The organism is Aestuariivirga litoralis (genome assembly GCF_015714715.1).
GTDB classification, from domain to species: Bacteria; Pseudomonadota; Alphaproteobacteria; order Rhizobiales; family Aestuariivirgaceae; genus Aestuariivirga; species Aestuariivirga litoralis_A.
Map to the genome: position 1 here is coordinate 989,882 of NZ_WAHS01000002.1, position 17,399 is coordinate 1,007,280.

Annotated in this window: 17 protein-coding genes and 1 tRNA gene; 9 read left to right on the forward strand and 9 right to left on the reverse strand. The window is 58.0% G+C overall.

Annotated features, from left to right (window positions below; genetic code table 11):
- The 5 genes from ihfB to F8B91_RS16625 all read right to left on the reverse strand — a co-directional run bounded on the left by ihfB (position 1) and on the right by F8B91_RS16625 (position 5,509).
- Positions 1-285 carry an integration host factor subunit beta gene (gene ihfB, locus F8B91_RS16605; protein ID WP_196504950.1) on the reverse strand — a complete coding sequence of 95 codons (285 nt, stop codon included), beginning with the start codon at positions 283-285 and terminating at the stop codon, positions 1-3.
- A gap of 199 nt (positions 286-484) precedes the next feature.
- Positions 485-2,236 (reverse strand): 30S ribosomal protein S1, encoded by a 1,752-nt coding sequence (gene rpsA, locus F8B91_RS16610; protein WP_196504951.1) that lies wholly within the window; start codon positions 2,234-2,236, stop codon positions 485-487.
- A gap of 257 nt (positions 2,237-2,493) precedes the next feature.
- Positions 2,494-3,333 carry an undecaprenyl-diphosphate phosphatase gene (locus F8B91_RS16615; protein WP_196504952.1) on the reverse strand — a complete coding sequence of 280 codons (840 nt, stop codon included), beginning with the start codon at positions 3,331-3,333 and terminating at the stop codon, positions 2,494-2,496.
- A 147-nt stretch (positions 3,334-3,480) separates the two neighbouring features.
- Entirely contained in the window at positions 3,481-5,220 is a 1,740-nt protein-coding gene (locus F8B91_RS16620) for an adenylate/guanylate cyclase domain-containing protein (protein ID WP_246715311.1), read from the reverse strand.
- 199 nt (positions 5,221-5,419) lie between these two features.
- Positions 5,420-5,509 (reverse strand) — tRNA-Ser (locus F8B91_RS16625).
- A gap of 177 nt (positions 5,510-5,686) precedes the next feature.
- On the opposite strand from F8B91_RS16625, the gene F8B91_RS16630 reads away from it, so the two are divergent.
- On the forward strand, positions 5,687-6,262 hold the full coding sequence (locus F8B91_RS16630; RefSeq protein WP_196504954.1) for a MarR family winged helix-turn-helix transcriptional regulator: 576 nt from the start codon (positions 5,687-5,689) through the stop codon (positions 6,260-6,262).
- Between the two features lie 4 nt (positions 6,263-6,266).
- Here the strand turns inward: F8B91_RS16630 and F8B91_RS16635 are convergent, their stop codons facing one another.
- The 3 genes from F8B91_RS16635 to F8B91_RS16645 all read right to left on the reverse strand — a co-directional run bounded on the left by F8B91_RS16635 (position 6,267) and on the right by F8B91_RS16645 (position 8,058).
- Positions 6,267-6,845, reverse strand: a complete 579-nt coding sequence (locus F8B91_RS16635; RefSeq protein WP_196504955.1) for a TadE/TadG family type IV pilus assembly protein — start codon at positions 6,843-6,845, stop codon at positions 6,267-6,269.
- Entirely contained in the window at positions 6,845-7,423 is a 579-nt protein-coding gene (locus tag F8B91_RS16640; protein WP_196504956.1) for a TadE/TadG family type IV pilus assembly protein, read from the reverse strand. Before F8B91_RS16640 ends, F8B91_RS16635 begins: the two co-directional genes overlap by 1 nt.
- A gap of 116 nt (positions 7,424-7,539) precedes the next feature.
- Positions 7,540-8,058, reverse strand: a complete 519-nt coding sequence (locus F8B91_RS16645) for a pilus assembly protein N-terminal domain-containing protein (protein ID WP_196504957.1) — start codon at positions 8,056-8,058, stop codon at positions 7,540-7,542.
- 161 nt (positions 8,059-8,219) lie between these two features.
- On the opposite strand from F8B91_RS16645, the gene F8B91_RS16650 reads away from it, so the two are divergent.
- The 8 genes from F8B91_RS16650 (at position 8,220) to F8B91_RS16685 (ending at position 16,629) form a co-directional block, all read left to right on the forward strand.
- Entirely contained in the window at positions 8,220-8,735 is a 516-nt protein-coding gene (locus tag F8B91_RS16650; RefSeq protein ID WP_196504958.1) for an A24 family peptidase, read from the forward strand.
- Between the two features lie 119 nt (positions 8,736-8,854).
- The gene (gene cpaB / locus F8B91_RS16655; protein WP_196504959.1) at positions 8,855-9,682 is read left to right on the forward strand and encodes a Flp pilus assembly protein CpaB; all 828 of its coding nucleotides are present in this window, start codon (positions 8,855-8,857) and stop codon (positions 9,680-9,682) included.
- A 26-nt stretch (positions 9,683-9,708) separates the two neighbouring features.
- Complete coding sequence (locus tag F8B91_RS16660; RefSeq protein WP_196504960.1) at positions 9,709-11,187, forward strand: type II and III secretion system protein family protein; 1,479 nt, start codon at positions 9,709-9,711, stop codon at positions 11,185-11,187.
- Positions 11,188-11,200: 13 nt separating this feature from the next.
- Complete coding sequence (locus tag F8B91_RS16665; RefSeq protein ID WP_196504961.1) at positions 11,201-11,878, forward strand: CpaD family pilus assembly protein; 678 nt, start codon at positions 11,201-11,203, stop codon at positions 11,876-11,878.
- A 20-nt stretch (positions 11,879-11,898) separates the two neighbouring features.
- Positions 11,899-13,155, forward strand: a complete 1,257-nt coding sequence (locus F8B91_RS16670) for an AAA family ATPase (protein WP_196504962.1) — start codon at positions 11,899-11,901, stop codon at positions 13,153-13,155.
- Positions 13,156-13,158: 3 nt separating this feature from the next.
- Positions 13,159-14,631: a CpaF family protein gene (locus F8B91_RS16675; protein ID WP_196504963.1), complete on the forward strand. Its 1,473-nt coding sequence runs from the start codon at positions 13,159-13,161 to the stop codon at positions 14,629-14,631.
- A gap of 17 nt (positions 14,632-14,648) precedes the next feature.
- Positions 14,649-15,641, forward strand: a complete 993-nt coding sequence (locus F8B91_RS16680; RefSeq protein WP_196504964.1) for a type II secretion system F family protein — start codon at positions 14,649-14,651, stop codon at positions 15,639-15,641.
- A 10-nt stretch (positions 15,642-15,651) separates the two neighbouring features.
- Positions 15,652-16,629, forward strand: a complete 978-nt coding sequence (locus F8B91_RS16685) for a type II secretion system F family protein (RefSeq protein ID WP_196504965.1) — start codon at positions 15,652-15,654, stop codon at positions 16,627-16,629.
- Here the strand turns inward: F8B91_RS16685 and F8B91_RS16690 are convergent.
- The coding region (locus F8B91_RS16690) for a glycosyltransferase family 2 protein (protein WP_196504966.1) at positions 16,626-17,399 on the reverse strand (774 nt) is incomplete at its 5' end. The two genes, F8B91_RS16685 and F8B91_RS16690, sit on opposite strands and share 4 nt — an antisense overlap.

Below are 17,399 nucleotides of genomic sequence, written 5' to 3' on the forward strand. Positions count from 1 at the left end.
TCAGTCCTTGCCATTGAGCCGGTTGCGCAGCTCCTTGCCGGTCTTGAAAAAGGGCACACGCTTTTCAGTGACTTCCACCGATTCACCGGTGCGCGGGTTGCGGCCAGTGCGGGCCCGGCGTTCCTTGACCGAGAAAGCGCCAAAGCCGCGCAATTCCACCCGGTTGCCGTCCTTCATCGTGTTGATGATTTCGTCGAATACCCGGTTGACGATACGTTCCACGTCACGGTGATAAAGGTGGGGGTTCTTTTCAGCTATTTTGAGGACCAGTTCAGACTTGATCACGGGCTCTTCCTCCTAAGCGATTTGATTTCATGACTTTAGTGCCAACGCCCGAAAGGTCAAGCAGCGTTCGAATCCATTTCGCGCGATAAAATTCTAACTAAATCCGACGTTGTTACATTTTAGGTGCACATCACATCAGGGAACAAAAAAGGCCGGGGATTGTTCCCCGGCCTCAAACACTTAAAGAAAGTGTGCGTGATTACTTCTGCTCTTCTTTCTTCTTCAGGGCAGCCTGGAAGATGTCTCCCAGCGAAGCGCCCGAGTCCGACGAGCCATATTGGGCCACGGCTTCACGCTCGTCGGCGATTTCCATCGCCTTGATCGAAACGTTGACCTTGCGGGCCTTGGCATCCATGGCCACGATCACGGCATCGAACTTCTCGCCCACGGCGAAACGTTCGCTGCGCTGTTCGCTGCGGTCGCGGGCCAGGTCGCCACGCTTGGCGTAAGCGGTGATGTCGGTGCCGACGATGCGGACTTCAAGCCCGCCGTCTTCCACCTTCATCACTTCGCAGGTGACCTTCTCGCCCTTGCGCGGCGTGCCACCGGCAGCAGCACGCGGAGCGCCGCCAGCGGATGCACTTGCCGCACCAGCGCCAGCACCACCTTCGGTGAGCTGCTTGATGCCGAGCGAGATGCGTTCCTTTTCCTGGTCCACATCGAGAACCTGGGCCTTGACGATATCGCCCTTCTTGAAGTCCTTGATGGCTTCTTCGCCGGGGCGCTTCCAGTCGAGGTCGGAGAGATGGACCATGCCGTCCACATCGCCATCGAGGCCAACGAACAGGCCGAACTCGGTCATGTTCTTGACTTCGCCTTCAACCACGGTGCCCTTCGGATACTTCGAAGCGAAGGAAACCCACGGATTCTGCTGCACCTGTTTGAGGCCCAGCGAGATGCGACGCTTCGACGAGTCGATTTCCAGGACCTGAACTTCAACCGGTTCAGAGGTCGACAGGATCTTGCCCGGATGCACGTTCTTCTTGGTCCAGCTCATTTCCGAAACGTGGACGAGGCCTTCAATGCCGTCTTCCAGTTCAACAAATGCGCCGTAATCGGTGATGTTGGTCACCTTGCCCTTGACCTTGGTGCCAACGGTGAACTTTTCAGCCACCACATCCCATGGGTCCTTGTCGAGCTGCTTCATGCCCAGCGAAATGCGCTGGGTTTCCGGGTTGATGCGGACGATCTGCACCTTCACGGTCTGGCCAACGGCAAGCACATCCGACGGATGGTTCACGCGCTTCCAGGCGATGTCAGTGACGTGCAGCAAGCCGTCAATGCCGCCCAGGTCAACGAATGCACCGTAATCGGTTATGTTCTTCACAACGCCGTCAACAACCTGGCCTTCGGCAAGGTTCTGCACGAGTTCCGAACGCTGTTCAGCGCGGGTCTCTTCCATGATGGCGCGGCGCGAGACAACAATGTTGCCGCGCTTGCGGTCCATCTTTAGAATCTGGAAGGGCTGCGACACATGCATCAGCGGACCAACGTCACGGATCGGGCGAACGTCAACCTGCGAACCGGGCAAGAAGGCCACAGCACCGCCGAGATCAACAGTGAAGCCACCCTTGACGCGGCCGAAGATCACGCCATCGACGCGCTCGTTCTTGGTGGACATTTCTTCCAGGCGCACCCAGGCCTCTTCGCGCTTGGCCTTTTCGCGGCTGAGCACGGCTTCGCCCAAGGCATTTTCAATGCGTTCCAGGTAAACTTCAACAGTAGAGCCAACCTTGATGTCGGCAGGCTTGCCGGGCTGGTCGAAATCCTTCAGCGGAATGCGGCCTTCGGTCTTCAGGCCAACGTCAACGATCACCAGGTCATTTTCAATCGCCAGGACCTTGCCCTTGACGACGGAGCCTTCGGATACGGGGCGGTCGGCATAGCTCTCCTCGAGGAGAGATTCAAAATCGGATTTGGTGGGGTTCATCGAAACGGCGGATTTCGCCATGAGGTCTTGCTTTCTATACGCGCGAGGGCCCGCATTCAGCTGGGCAATCCAAACGGCGCGTGCTGCATGAGGCAGCGGCTGGAGCGTTTCAGGAGGGAGCAGCGAACTGAGCTATCGCGCTTTCTCTGAAACAATTTGGGGTGCGGCGAGCTTGGCCCGGCACCCCGTTCAGCAGGCACCTAAAGGTTCCTGTTCTCAGTGGCTGGGCGGATAGCTCAGGAAAGGGGCAATTGCAAGGCGGAAATACCTTGAGTTGTTCAGCTGCCAAGCCACCACGCGAAGCCGGCCGCCGCCAGGCAGTAAACGCCGAACCAGTGCCACCGGCCGGTACCCAGCCAGCTGGAGAGCCAGCGCAACGCCACCAGCCCCGCAGCAAAGCTGAACAACAGGCCGAGCAGGCCCGGCCAGATGAAACCCAGCCAGTCACCCGCAACGAGACCAGACTTGGCATGCAGGAAACGCCAGGCTTCGCGGCCCACCACAAAAGGCGTAAGCACCACCGCCAAAGCAAAGCTGAATTCCTCCGCCGCCTGCCGCGGTATGCCACTGATGAGTGCGGTGGAGATCGTGGCACCTGAACGTGAAAAGCCACGCAACGGCAGGCACAGGCCCTGCACCAGTCCCACCATTCCGGCACGCGCCAGGGTGAAGCTTCCATCACTTCTTGGACGCGCGAAAGAAGATGCAATGATCAACACTCCCACCAATGCCAGGCTGGCAGCGATGAGATGCAGATTGCCGAAAATCTGCTCAATCTCGAACTGTACCGCGTCACCCGCAAACCAATGCTTGATGGCCGCCTGCAGGGCCAGTCCGACAAGGCCGGTCAAGGCCGTGGCCAGCACAAGATTGAGCGCCATGCGCCCCAATGCGGCAGACGAAGCGAAATAGGCATTGCGCCATGCTTTTCGGAAATACACGATCACCGCCAGCATGGTTCCGGTGTGCAGCAAGACCAGAAGCAGCGTCATCTCCGGCGCAGTGGGGTCAAGCCCCAGCAATCGCTCTGCGACGATCACATGTGCCGAGCTGGAAACCGGCAGGAGTTCAGTAAAACCTTGGATGACGGAGAGGATAAGTATTTTGAGCAGCGTCATGCCCGCTGCCTACACCCGGCACCCCGTCATTGCATCTTAAGCTGGTGTAATGACCCGCAGGTTGCCAGTAGTCAGGATGAGGAAAGGGGCAGAGCGAGTATCTGCCCCATCGGCCTCCCTCCTAAGCTGGGATAGCTACAGGCGCATTCATGACTCTTTTGGAGGATGCGTCTCGGGTAAACCTGAGAGACGAAGTCCTGCGAGATACTTTTCGAGCAACGGCGCATGCATAAACTTCAGGCTGTCACGAACGCTCGCAACATCCATGGGCGGACGCCCATCGGCGAACGTGGCGAGGGCGCGCTTCGCCGTCTCGAAATCTCCGACGGTAGCCTTATAAACCGCCATGTCACGCAGTGGCCAGGAAAGTCCTGGCCGCTCATCGAGTACCATCTGGGCGAAACGCATGGCTTCTTCCAGATCTCCAAGGGAGAAGTGAGCAAGCCCAATTCCGACACGCATGTTGAAGGCGAACGGGTCGAGCGGCGAAAGCCGTTCAGCACGCGCGAAGGACTCCAAGGCCTCCTTTGGCTTTCCGACATAGACAAGACCGAAACCGCGCCGCATCCAGGCCCATGCATGGTTCTTGTCAAGCTTCAGCGCCCTGTCGACGAAAGAAAGCGCGCGTGCGGCGTTGCCCTCCAGCAACATCACCGCAGTTCCCAGCGCGGTGAGGCCCGTGGCATCGTCCTGTACCGATGCAGCGGCCCGTTCGATAAGCGCTAACCCCTTGAGGCGTTCACCGCCATTGTTTTCAGTCCACTGATAAGCCACCTGCTGAGCATGGGCCCACGCGCATAGGGCTGCCGCAAGTCCGTAGTTTGGATCGAGTTTGAGGGCTTTATCGAGCAGCTGGATGGCGACCGGATTCTCGTACATGCGGTGTGCCCAGAGATATGGAAGTGCTCGCATCACCAAGTCATACGCTTCAAGATTGTCCGGCCGCTTCTTGCGTGCTCTTTCAATCTCGGCGCGACGCACCGAAGGGTACACGGCTCCTGCAACCATCTCCGCGATACGGTCTTGAAGATCGAATAGATCAGAACGCGTGCCTTCTTCCTTGCCCGCCCAGATATGCGATCCCGTTTCCGCTTCGATAAGTTGAGCTGTGATCCGCACCCGCTCGCCAGCGGTTCTCACGCTGCCCTCGAGAAGGTAGCGCACGCCGAGATCCTGCCCAATACGGCGGACGTCAACATTGGTTCCCTTGTAGGCGAACGCGGAGTTGCGGGCGATGACCAGGAAATCTCCCACGCGAGACAAAGTCGCCGTCAGCTCTTCAACCACAGCATCGGCAAAATGCGTTTGTTCCGGGTCGGTGGACATATTTTCAAAAGCAAGCACGGCAAGGGATGGGCGGCCAAAATCCTGCGTCGCTTGGGAAGGTGCGCCGAATGCCTCTTTGACGGCAGCCTGCTGCACCCGCCGATCAGGATGCCAGACGAAGAGCCGCACGGTCTTGGTCACATTCTTGAGGGGTTGTGATCCAATATCGTCGAAAACCAAATCAAGTTTGCCGGCAAGGTATTCGTGACTCCACTTGGTGATGCACATCCCGCCAGGTGGCGCCCTCGCTTGCACGCGCACCGCCAGATTGATGCCTTCCCCAAAACGATCCGCACCTTCCTCCATGACATCGGCGAGAACAATTCCGATCCGAAATCTGAGCGGCAAACTGTCAGGCGCCCTCAGAGGTGAATCGAAAAGTTCTTGTTGAAGTTGAGCGGCCCATTCCATGGCAGATACCAGGCTGGTGAATTCGGCCAGGATGCCGTCGCCCATCGTTTTGAAGATGCTCCCGCCGGCATTGGTCATGCTCGGTTCGACGCGCTCGCGGAAAACCCTCGACACAAGCTCGTGCGCGGCAGACTCGTCGGCTTCGATCATCCGGGTGTAACCCACGACATCTGCAGACAAAATTGGAACTAGACGCCTGCTCGCCGCCACTTGGTGGTACTCCTTGCCGTGGAGAATAGCAGTTTGCGATTGTCGAGCAATATGCCTCAGACAACTAACCAATTTCCCTGGATTCGCATCATGCGGCCCGCGATCCCGGCGCGATCCCTTCCAGCCCATGTAGAAAAAGTGGCGGAGAGAGTGGGATTCGAACCCACGTTACGCTTTCACGTAAACACGCGTTCCAGGCGTGCGCCTTAAACCACTCGGCCATCTCTCCGCAATACGACTCGAAGTGTGAGGCGCTGGTTCGCAAAACATATATTCTTTTGCGGGACCCTGCGCCTAGCCGATTATCAAAGCGCATTCAAGCCTTGTTGAAATGGCGGGAGAATTTTCGTGGGGGCTTGCCGCAGCGGGTAAAAACTGGCTGAGTTGCACAATGTCAAAGGCAGGCATGTCAAAATCCGAAAAACAGCAGGCCGCAGAAGGCGATCTGGAACGTCTCGAACGCCTGGCGCGCCTCATCCGCGCGGCGGGCCATTCCGGCAGTCTGGTCCCGGCGCAATGGGAAGCCTTGCGCTTTCTTGCCCGTGCCAACCGTTTTTCCAACGCACCCATCGTGGTGGCGCAATATCTCGGCGCCACCAAGGGCACGGTTTCGCAAACCATTCGTGCGCTGGTGCGGCGCGGGCTGGTCACTTCGGTGGAACGCAGTGGCGATGCCCGCTCGGTGTCGCTGGTGCTAACGCCAGAGGGCCGCAATCTTCTCGCCAAGGATCCGCTGCTCAGCCTGGAAACCGACATTGAGGATTTGGGCGACAAGACCAGGCGCCGTTTCGGCAAGGCATTGGATGAGTTGTTGGCGGGCGAAGCCAAGCGCCAGGATCAGCCGCGCTTTGGCACGTGCCCCTCATGCCGCTTTTTCATGCCGGGGGATGATCAGTCGGCCTGCACCAGTTTCGGCGCCAAGCTGAATGAGGATGACATGCAGCGCCTGTGCTGGCGCTACCGTTCGCCGAAGGACGCGTGAGGATTTAGCTGCTGCAGGCGGTGGTGCCGCCCGATGTGGTCACACAGCTCAAAGTGGCTGAAGCACGCGGACGCGAGGCGATCGTTTGGCTGAGCAGGAAGGTCGTACCGCCCACCAGCGATTGGCCGAAGAACGTCGCCACCCAGGGCGTGTAGTTCATGCAGGTGACAGCCACCACGAGGTCATTGCCAGAGGTCATCAAGGTCGCATAGGTGCTGGTATCGGGCGCAGCGCAGGTCGGGCCAGAGCCATTATTCGCCTGCCACCTGATCGTGGGCGTGGTGCCATTGAGGTAGTAGCCATAGAGATTGACGCGCACATTGGCAGAAGGCGTGGGCTGCATGATCATGCCGACGGCGTTGAACATATCAGTAATGTCGCTGCGCACCACAGTGGTTTGATATTGCGCGATCGTGTCACTGAGGGTGGCCGACGTCAAAGTGATCTTGCGGTTGAAGGTCACCAGCGCGGTGAAGTCCTGCAAGCTGAAATACAGGATGAACAAAAACGGCAGGATGAGCACTGCTTCCACAGCGGCAGCACCAGATTGTGCCTTGAGAAAACGCTTGAACATCTGTTTCATCAGCAGCTCGATGTGCTTGACGAGGGGAACGGCTCGTTCTGGAAAATCGCAAAGCCGACAAGCCGGCGCGTGGTGCCACCGGAAATATTGCTCAGCTGGCTCATGCCCAGCATGTTGAACTTCCAGTCATAGGTGGCAACCACCACAGCGGGCTTTGATGTGGTGCCGGTATCATAGCAAGCGCTCGCACCTTGCGTGCTGCCGACGGTGGGGCCAATAGTCAGGAAGTCTGGCACGGTGGATTTCAGGGTGGCAAAATTGGTGGCCGAGCGGACATAGACGGTAACACCGCTGGTGCAATCCAGAATGACGCTGACCAGATTGCAGATCTTGGCCTTGAATTGCGAAGCGGAAAGCACGCCCTGCACCTGGCCAGTGCGCACCAGTCGGGCAGAATCCTGTACCGCCGTCTGGATCGTGTATTCGGCAAAAAACATCAGGCCGGTTTCCATGATCGCACCCAGGATCAGGAAAAACGGCGGTGCCAGCAAAGCGAATTCAATGGCGGCCACACCCCGCTCCGAACGTTCAAAGCGGCTGAGGGAGATGCAGCATTTGGCAATCCATCGCTTCAGCATATGGGCACAAGTCCTGTCTTCACGTCATTGAGACCAGCACGAATTGTAGCGGGCGAAATGTTTCCACCGCCTGAAAAGAAAAGGTAAATTTTAAGGAAATGACGGTGGAGTGGCGCTTATTGTGCGCCCGCGCTGCCGCCGCTTGCATCGCCCCCGCCGCCGCCAGCGGATTTGGTGCCCGTGGCAAAGCCCAGCTTGGATGCATTGCCCGTAAGCGTCTGCTGCAGGTAAGTGTTGTTGTCACCCACCATCATGTTCTGCTCGCAATTGGGCGCGCAGGAATAGGTGTAGCGTGTCGGGCCATTGGTGTTGTTGCCCATATAGAGGCTGAGCTGGTTCTGCGTGTCATGGCTCACGGTCACTTCAAAATCTGCGATTTTCTGGCCCTTGCCGTCAAAAATCATCAGATTGGTCTCGCCGAAGGAATGCCCATGCACGAAAAGCTGGCGGCCATTCAGCGAAACGTCGGCAATCGACGGGTTCCCGACAATGATGGTGCCCGGATCGGCGGGCAATTCCAGAAGCTGGCTCTGATCCATCTGTACAACGAGAGGCATGCCGGCATGGGCCAAACCTGCGCTCGCAATCAGCAGCACGGCGGCGGAGGCCCATTTCAGGCCTGAGGCAAATTTCATCTTTAAACTCCGGCCCAACGGGGCAACTCACAAACTGACACGGCAGCAAAATGCAAACGCTGCTCCTCACTAAAACTAAACCCTGAAGGTTAACCCCGCCTTTACGCTGCGCATGTGAAATGCAGAACGAGCCAAAGCCCCGCTTGTTATGAGGATGAGCCATGCTGCAAAATCTTTGTGTATTCCTTCTTCCTTCGTTGCTGATCCTGGCCGCTGCCAGCGATGTGATGTCATTCCGCATCCCCAATTGGCTCACACTTCTCACCGCTGGCCTGTTTTTCCCGATGGCGCTGGCTGCCCACATGCCCTGGCCGGAATTCGGCTCGCACCTGGCAGCCGGTGGCATTCTCTTTGTGGTCGGCTTTCTTTTTTTCCAGGCCGGGATTTTCGGTGGTGGCGATGCCAAGCTGATGGCTGCGGCTGGACTTTGGTTTGGAACTGCATCCATGCTGCCCTTCTTGTTCATGACGGCGCTGGCCGGTGGCGTTCTGGCGCTTGCCGTGGCCTTCTGGTCGGCCTTCATGGTGACATGGGAGATTGAGGGTGATGCAGCCCCCTTTGCACGTTTGGGCCAGAAGCTGCGGGCCTTGGGCCCCAATGTTCCTTACGGTTTTGCCTTCGCCTTGGGCGGCATCATTGCCTTCAAGGACACCTGGTGGATGAACGCCATCAACTAGGCGCTGCACCTGGGCGTGAGCCTAAGGATTTTGGATTCTTTAACCATAATTTGACCTTTGCACGGCAATGTTGGCCCGTCGTGGGCGCTGTCCCGTCCGTGAGTATGTGAGGTGATTTGATGAGTAAGATGCGTGTAGTGGCGCTTGCCGGAGCTGTAATTTGCGCAGCTGTTGCCGGCTTGATGGCCAAGAATCTGCTCAGCCGCAAGCAAGTTGTCCAGCAGGAAGTCATCGTCAAATCTGAGACTGTGGACGTGCTGGTGGCCGGCAAAGACCTTCAGATGGGCGACAAGTTGTCTGATGGCCTGAGCTGGAAAGCCTGGCCCAAGGATAATGTCATGCCCGCCATGATCACCCGGGATGCCAAGCCCTCGGCGGAAACCGATCTGGCCTTGGCGCGCGTGCGCGTGCCGATCTATGGCGGCGAACCCATCATCGACAAAAAGATTTTGCTGCCATCCAACAGCAGCTTCATGAGCGCCATCCTGCCCAAGGGCATGCGCGCCATTTCGGTCGCCATTTCCTCGCGCTCATCAGCCGGCGGCTTCATCCTGCCGAATGACCGTGTTGACGTCATCCTGACGCGCAAATTCACCGACAAGAAATCCGGCATGCAGGCCGCGCGCAGCCAGGTGGTGATCAGCAATGTGCGTGTGCTGGCCGTGAACCAGATCTTCAAGCAGGCCGATGATGGCGGTCAGGTCTCGGTGGACAAGGGCGAAACTGCAACGCTCGAGCTTTCATCCGAACAGTCCGAGGCCATTGCCCAGGCCGAATCGACCGGGGAGCTTTCGCTCGCCCTGCGCTCGATTGCCGAGAATGAGGGCAAGTCGCCCGACCAGATCGAGCCTGAACTGGAAGGCCGTTTCAAGAACAAGTCCGGCGATGGCGGTGCAGGCCCCATCGTGGTGCGGGCTGGCAATGAATCCGATGCGGCCGATCTGTGATGGCCGAGTGTGTGCGAGCAACTGACATGACCAAAATCAACACTTCTTCTTACGCTCTTCGCTCTGGCCTCAAGGCCGCAGCCCGGATTGCCGTCCTGCTGATGGCGGTGATCCTGCCGCAGGTCGTTACCGCCGGCATGGCCAAGGCCACCGACATGACGCCCCAGCAGTCGCAGAGCTCGCGCTTCTTCCGCTTGGCCCTTAACAAGTCTGCCGTGGTCAGCTTGCCGGCTGATGCCAAGGACGTGGTGATCGGCAACAATGAAATTGTCGACGTGATCGTCAAGAACAAGAGCACGGCTTATCTGTTTGCCCGCAAGATGGGCTCCACCAACATTTTCTTCTTTGATGGCAGTGGCCAGCAGATCATGGCGCTCGACCTTGAGGTCGCGGTTGATACCATGGCCCTGCAGAACCTGATCCGCCGCACGCTGCCTGGCACCCACATCACCGTTGATGTGCTGGGCGCCAATGTGGTGCTGGGCGGCATCGCCATGAATGCCCAGGAAGCGAAAACCGCCATCGACCTGGCCAATCAATATATTGCCCAGGCCGAAGTCACCGTCACCAGCACATCAACCACCACCACGGGCGGTGGCCTGATCGTCAACACTATCAAGATCGCCGGTGAAGACCAGGTGATGCTGCAGGTGAAGATCGTCGAAATCCAGCGTGACGTGCTGAAGCAGTGGGGCGTGAATTTCGGCGCTGCCATCAATGCCGGCTCCTTCGCCTTCAACCTGTCCAACATCAATCCCTTCACCAATGTCGAAATGGCACCGGGTGCCGGCTATGGGATCAGCACCGCCGACAGTGCTGGCAACAGCTTCACCAGCATCATCCGTGCGATGGAAGGCGATGGCGTGCTGCGCATGCTGGCCGAACCAAACCTGACAGCCGTTTCTGGCCAGGCGGCTTCTTTCAAAGCCGGTGGCGAATTTCCCTACCAGACCTGCCATATCTCAAACACTGACCGCCAGTGCTCGATCGAATTCAAGCCCTATGGCGTGGGCCTTGATTTCACCCCCACGGTGCTGACCGAGGGCCGCATCAATCTCAAGATCCACACAGCGGTGAGCGAATTGACCCAGCCGCAGTTTGGTTCGCTGGACAAGGCCGGTGGCGTCCCCGCGCTCACCACCCGCGCTGCTGACACCGTTCTTGAAATTCCGGATGGCGGCTCGATGATGCTGGCCGGTCTGATTCGCGACACGACGCGCCAGAATATCAATGGCACGCCGGGCCTGAAGAAGCTCCCGATCCTCGGTGCACTTTTCCGCAGCCGTGAATTCATCAGCAACCAGACGGAGCTCGTCGTGCTGGTCACGCCGCACATTGTACGCAGCGTGGCGCAGAAGCAGCTCGAATCTCCCGCGAAGAATTTTAATGACGCAACCGACGTGCAGTCGGTTCTCTTTGGCCGCCTGAACCGCGTCTATGGCTCCAAGGATAAAGAGGCTCCGCGTGGCCGTTACGGTGGCCAGGTTGGCTACATTGTTGAGTGAGTGAGGAATGAAAATGCAACATCACACAGTTTCCTTCTCTCGCTTCACCACCTCGCTCCTACTCGTGGCTTCGCTGTTCACGCTTTCGGGCTGCATGGCTGACCAGATGATGACCGGATCAACTGATCCTGCCCCATCGCGCGGTTCAGACCGTTTCCCGATTGAAGTGGTGAAAGGCCCGCAGATCCTCCAGATCGATGCCCGCGGCGGCAGATTGAGCCTTGAACAGACCAATGCGGTCCGTTCCTTTGTGCATCAGGCGCAGGCCGCCGGTGTCACGCCGATGACCGTGTCGCGCCCCTCCGGCAAGGGGCCGTCCTTCCAGATCGCAGGCGAAGTTGCCCGCGTCCTCTCGGAAGAAGGCGTTCAGCAGGACCGAGTTCATTTTGAAACCTATCGCGGCGCCGGCAATGGTCCGGTGCGGATTTCCTTTGTCTCTTCCTATGCCAAGACCAAGACCTGCGGCGACTGGAGTGAGGACCTGACCACCACGGCCAGCAATGATGGCTATCCCAATCTGGGTTGCGCCGTGCAGTCCAACATTGCCGCCATGGTGGCCAATCCTGAAACTTTGGACGTTCCGAAGCCGGCAAGCATCAAGCAGGCTGGCACTTCTGTTCTCGCTGTCCAGCGCCAGGAGCGCTCGGTCAACGAAGTCACCATTCCTTCCAACTATGGCTACACCCCATAAGCATTACCGGATCACTTGATATGAGCATCGCTGCTGAACACACCGCATCCGACCTTCTGCCCGTGGCCATCGTGCCGCGCATCAATATCGGCGTGTTCTGTGAAGACCCGCGCACCGAAAACGCGATGGCCTCGGCCGCCGCTGACCGGCGCATGTCGAGAGCCCATGTTGAAATTCATTCCGGCGGCATCCTCGGTGCGGCGGCACACTATGCCAATGAAACCACGCCCAATCTGGTAATAGTGGAATCGCGCGGCGCATCCGCCGTGATCATGGACCAACTGGCCCAGCTGGCTGAAGTTTGCAGCGCCGGCACCAAGGTGGTGGTGATCGGTCACGTTAATGACATCGTGCTGTTCCGCGAGCTGATGAAAAATCACGTCAGCGATTACCTGGTGGCGCCGCTCGACTCGCTGCGCATCATTGAATCAGTCGCTGCCCTCTATAATGATCCCAAGGCCGCACCTTTGGGCCGGGTAATCGCCTTTGTTGGCGCCAAGGGCGGTGTGGGCTCGTCAACTTTGGCCCACAACGTGGCCTATGCCACATCCAATAGCTTTGATTTGGAAACCATCCTCACCGATCTCGATCTCTCATTCGGCACGGCAGCCTTGAACTACAATCAGGACGGTGGCGGCTCGTTCTATGAAGCGCTCGCTTCACCGGACCGCGTGGACTCGATCCTGCTGGAACGCCTGATGTCGCGCCTCGGCAAGAAGCTCAATCTGCTCAATGGTTCGGGTGCCCTCGACCGTGACATGAGCATTGAATCCAACGCGGTGGAAACCGTGCTCGGCGTGTTGCGCCAGGCAGCGCCCGTCATCGTGCTCGATGTGCCCAATGCCTGGTCGCCCTGGGTCAAGCACACGCTGCTGAACGCCGATGAAATTGTGGTCACCGCCACGCCGGAATTGCCGTCGCTGCGCAACACCAAGAATATTCTCGATTTGCTCAAGCCGGCGCGCCCCAATGACCGTCAGCCGTTGTTGGTGCTCAATCAGGTTGGCATGCCCAAGCGGCCGGAAATTCCAGCAAGCGAATTTGCCAAGGCGCTCGGCCTCGAGCCGGTAGCTTCAATCCCGCATGATCCGCAAACCTTTGGCCTCGCACAGGGCAACGGCCAGATGATCCTGGAAGTGGCACCCAAATCCAAATCCGCTGAACTGCTCGGCCATCTCAGCGAACGTCTGGTTGGCTCGCCAAAATCCGCTGCCAAGGCGGGCAAGAAATCCGGCCTGTCATCGGTACTCTCGATGCTGAAAAAGAAGGAAGCCTAATTCATGTTCGGCAAGAAGTCCGAAGAAGGCGCACCATCATTCAGGCTTCCGCCCGCACCGGCGGCCCAGCCGGCTGCCCCGCATCCTGCCGCAGCAGCACCCAGCATCCCTGATGTGAAGCCCACCGCGCGCCCGGCCGTGGCAGCAGCGCCTGCCGTGTCAATCGAGCGGCAGAAATCTGAATCCTACTATGATATCAAAACCACCATCTTCAACGCGCTGATCGACGCGATTGACTTGACGCAGCTCGGCCAGCTTGACCGTGGCGCGGCGCGCGATGAAATCCGCGACATCGTCAACGAAATCATTTCACTCAAAGACGTGGTCATGTCGATTGCCGAGCAGGAAGAACTGCTCGAAGACATTTGTAACGACGTGCTGGGTTACGGCCCTCTGGAGCCCTTGCTGGCACGCGACGACATCGCAGATATCATGGTCAATGGTGCCAATGATGTGTTCATCGAAGTCGATGGCAAGATGCAGAAGACCGGCGTGCGCTTCCGCGACAATGCCCAGCTTCTCAACGTCTGCCAGCGCATCGTTTCGCAAGTCGGTCGTCGTGTCGATGAAGCAAGCCCCATCTGCGACGCGCGCTTGCCCGATGGTTCACGTGTCAACGTGATCGCACCACCGCTTTCGCTCGATGGCTGCGCCCTCACCATTCGTAAGTTCAAGAAGGATCGCTTGAAGCTGGCCAATCTGGTCAAGTTCAATTCGATCACGCCGGAAGGTGCCACGATTCTCGAAATCATAGGCCGCGTCCGCTGCAACATCCTGATTTCCGGCGGTACCGGCTCCGGCAAAACCACTTTGCTGAATTGCATGACCGGTTCGATCGACTCGGATGAACGCATCATTACCTGCGAAGACGCAGCCGAACTTCAGCTGCAGCAGCCCCATGTCGTGCGTCTTGAAACCCGCCCGCCCAATCTGGAAGGCGAAGGCGCCATCACCATGCGCGATCTGGTGAAGAACTGCCTGCGTATGCGCCCCGAACGCATCATCGTTGGCGAAGTCCGTGGACCTGAAGCCTTCGATTTGCTTCAGGCGATGAATACCGGCCATGACGGCTCAATGGGTACGCTTCACGCCAACAGCCCACGCGAAGCCATCAGCCGTGTGGAATCGATGATCACCATGGGCGGCTTCTCGCTGCCGTCCAAGACCATCAAGGAAATGATCGTCGGCTCAATCGACATTATCATCCAGGCCAGCCGCCTGCGCGACGGTTCGCGCAAGATCACCCACATCACCGAAGTGACGGGCATGGAAGGTGATGTGATCATCACTCAGGATCTGTTCGTCTATGAAATCGAAGGCGAAGCGTCTGACGGCAAGGTGGCTGGTGCGCATCGCTCCACCGGCATTGCCCGCCCCGCCTTCTGGGACAAGGCACGTTATTATGGCGAAGAACGCCGCTTGGCTGAAGCCATGGAAAAGGCTGAAGCGCGCAATGACGCGGCGGGCCGCAAGTAACGGGATAAGGTTGAACCATGTTCTTTGGAGATGACCTGACAGGCACCGTTTTCATCCTGGTTGTCGCGGTAGCGGCAGGCGGGCTGATTTTCGCCATTCTGTTTCCGCTGTTCAGCGGCTCTCCCGCCACCAGCCGCGTAAAGGCTGTCGCCAACAATTCACGCATCGACGGTGGTGGCAAGGCGCGCCGCAATGCCGAGGAAAACAAGGATTCTCGCCGAAAGCAAATTCAGGACAGTCTCGATCAGGTGGCTGGCAAGAAGAAGCGCCTCAACCTGACAGAACGTCTCGAACAGGCGGGTCTTGAGATTTCACCGCGCACATTTATCCTGTTCTCTGCAGTGTCGGGCTTCATGCTGGCCGCCGGGTCCTTCGTTTTTGGTGCGCCACTGTGGGCCGTGGGCTTGATCGGCTTTACCGGTGTATTCGGCTTGCCGCGCTGGGTGCTGGGCTATCTGCGTGGCCGCCGCCAGAACAAGTTCCTCAACGATTTCGCTGATGCGATCGACGTACTGGTGCGTGGCCTGCGTTCTGGTCTGCCGGTGAACGAAGCGATGAAGATCATCGCCACTGAACAGGGCCCGCCTGTAGGTCCGGAATTTGTCGAAGTGGTGGAAGGCCAACGCGTAGGCATCACCATCGATCAGGGCATTGAGCGCATGACCCAGCGTATTCCTTTGCCGGAAGTGAACTTCCTGGCCATCGTGATGGCCATTCAATCCAAGAGCGGCGGCAATCTCTCGGAAGCTTTGAGCAACCTCTCAAAGGTGCTGCGTGACCGCAAGAAGATGAAGCAGAAGATCAGGTCCGTGTCGCAGGAAGCCAAGTCTTCCGCCGCCATCATCGGCTCATTGCCTTTCATCGTCTGCGGCATGATGGCCTTCTTCAATCCGAATTATCTGGCACCTTTGTTCAACACCTCCACCGGGCATATGCTGCTGATCGGCAGCGGTGTATGGATGTGCATCGGTATTCTGATCATGCGCAAAATGATCAATTTCGAGATCTGAGGCAGAAGCGATGTTCTCAGATCTCATTTCACTCGTGACCCAAACCGAAGGCCTAGTCATTCTGTTTGCCTCGCTGGCAGCCTTCGCCACCGCTTACACAATCGTTTCGCCCTATCTTGAAACCGACAAATTGGGTGCGCGCGTCAAGATCGTATCTTCGGAACGTGATCGACTGCGTGCCGCGCAGAAGGCCACGCTTGAACTTTCAACCACGCGCCTGCGTGAAAAGAAAAACGTCGGCATCTATGCTCAGCTTGTGGCCAAGCTTAATCTGCGTAAAGCCTTCGAAGCCGAAGGCACGATGGACATGCTGAAGTCGGCGGGCCTGCGCCGCGAACGCCACTTGACGATGTTCCTGGCTCTGCGCGCAATTGTTCCGATTGTCGGCGCCATTGGCGTGCTGGTTTATACGTCCAGTGTGACCGGCAGCACCATGACACTCAGCATGCGTTTGCTCTGTGTGATGGGTGCCATTATTTTCGGCTCCTATATTCCCGGCATCGTGGTCAGGAACATTTCGTCCAAGCGGGCCAAATCCATTAAAAAGGGCTGGTCTGATGCACTGGACTTGATGCTCATCTGTATTGAGTCCGGCATGGCGCTGGAGCCCGCCATGCAGCGCGTCGCCAAAGAAATCGGCACGCAGTCCATTCCGTTGGCCGAGGAAATGCAGCTCACCGTGGCCGAATTGGCCTATCTGCCAGACCGCCGCAAGGCGCTGGAAAACCTGGCCAAGCGCACCAATCTGGAAACCGTGAAATCAGTGGTGACCGCGCTGATCCAGTCGGAACGCTATGGTACGCCACTGGGTTCAGCCTTGCGTGTTCTTGCTGAAGAAAACCGCAAAGAACGCATGGCTGAAGCCGAGCGTAAGGCCGCAGCCCTGTCACCTAAACTGACCGTGCCGATGATCCTGTTCTTCCTGCCGGTGATTTTCATCGTCATTCTGGGCCCATCCGTCATCATGGTCATGGCGATCAAGCACTAGCTCGAAATACGCTGGCTCCGGATCAGGGGCACGCGGCTCATTTGCATCGGCGCCATCCGCGAGAGACCGTGCCGTGTCTTGTTCCAATGATATGGATTCCGGATAAGCTGCCATAGCGCCATCCATCCGGCTACACTGGTGAGCAGAAAATAAAAGGGCATTGTCGCGATGACGAAGACCCGACCGGACAGCCTGATTCCACGGCTCGCCGCAGCGCCGCATGTCATCATCAATCCATAACTCAGGCCCAGAGTGCCTAGATAGAAATAACTGAGTTCGCGCCAAGGCGAAATAAGGCCGGGATGCAGGAAATTGCCCTGGCTGATCTGCCAGATCATGATGGCCACAAAGACCGGGTGGACCAATGCCGACAGGGCCACGCCGAACAAGGTGGATTGTACAGCAAGAAAGCCCATCCACCCAAATTCGCGCAGGAGGCGCCGCGGCGATCTCATATGAACCAGCCAGGTCTGCATGAAACCTTTGAGCCAGCGTGCGCGCTGCGCCAGCCAGTTGCCCAGTCTTATATTGGCTTCTTCATAGGTGATGCTATGCAGCACGCTGGTCCGGTAGCCCAGCCGTGCCAGGCGCAGGCCGATATCGGCGTCCTCTGTTACGTTGAAGGGGTCCCATCCCCCAATGTCGCGCAACACGAAACTGCGGAAATGGTTTGACGTGCCGCCTAATGGCAGGGGCATTCGGTAGCGCGCCAGGGCGGGAAGGATCAAACGGAATTGCACCGCATATTCCACGGCGAAATGCCGGGCCAA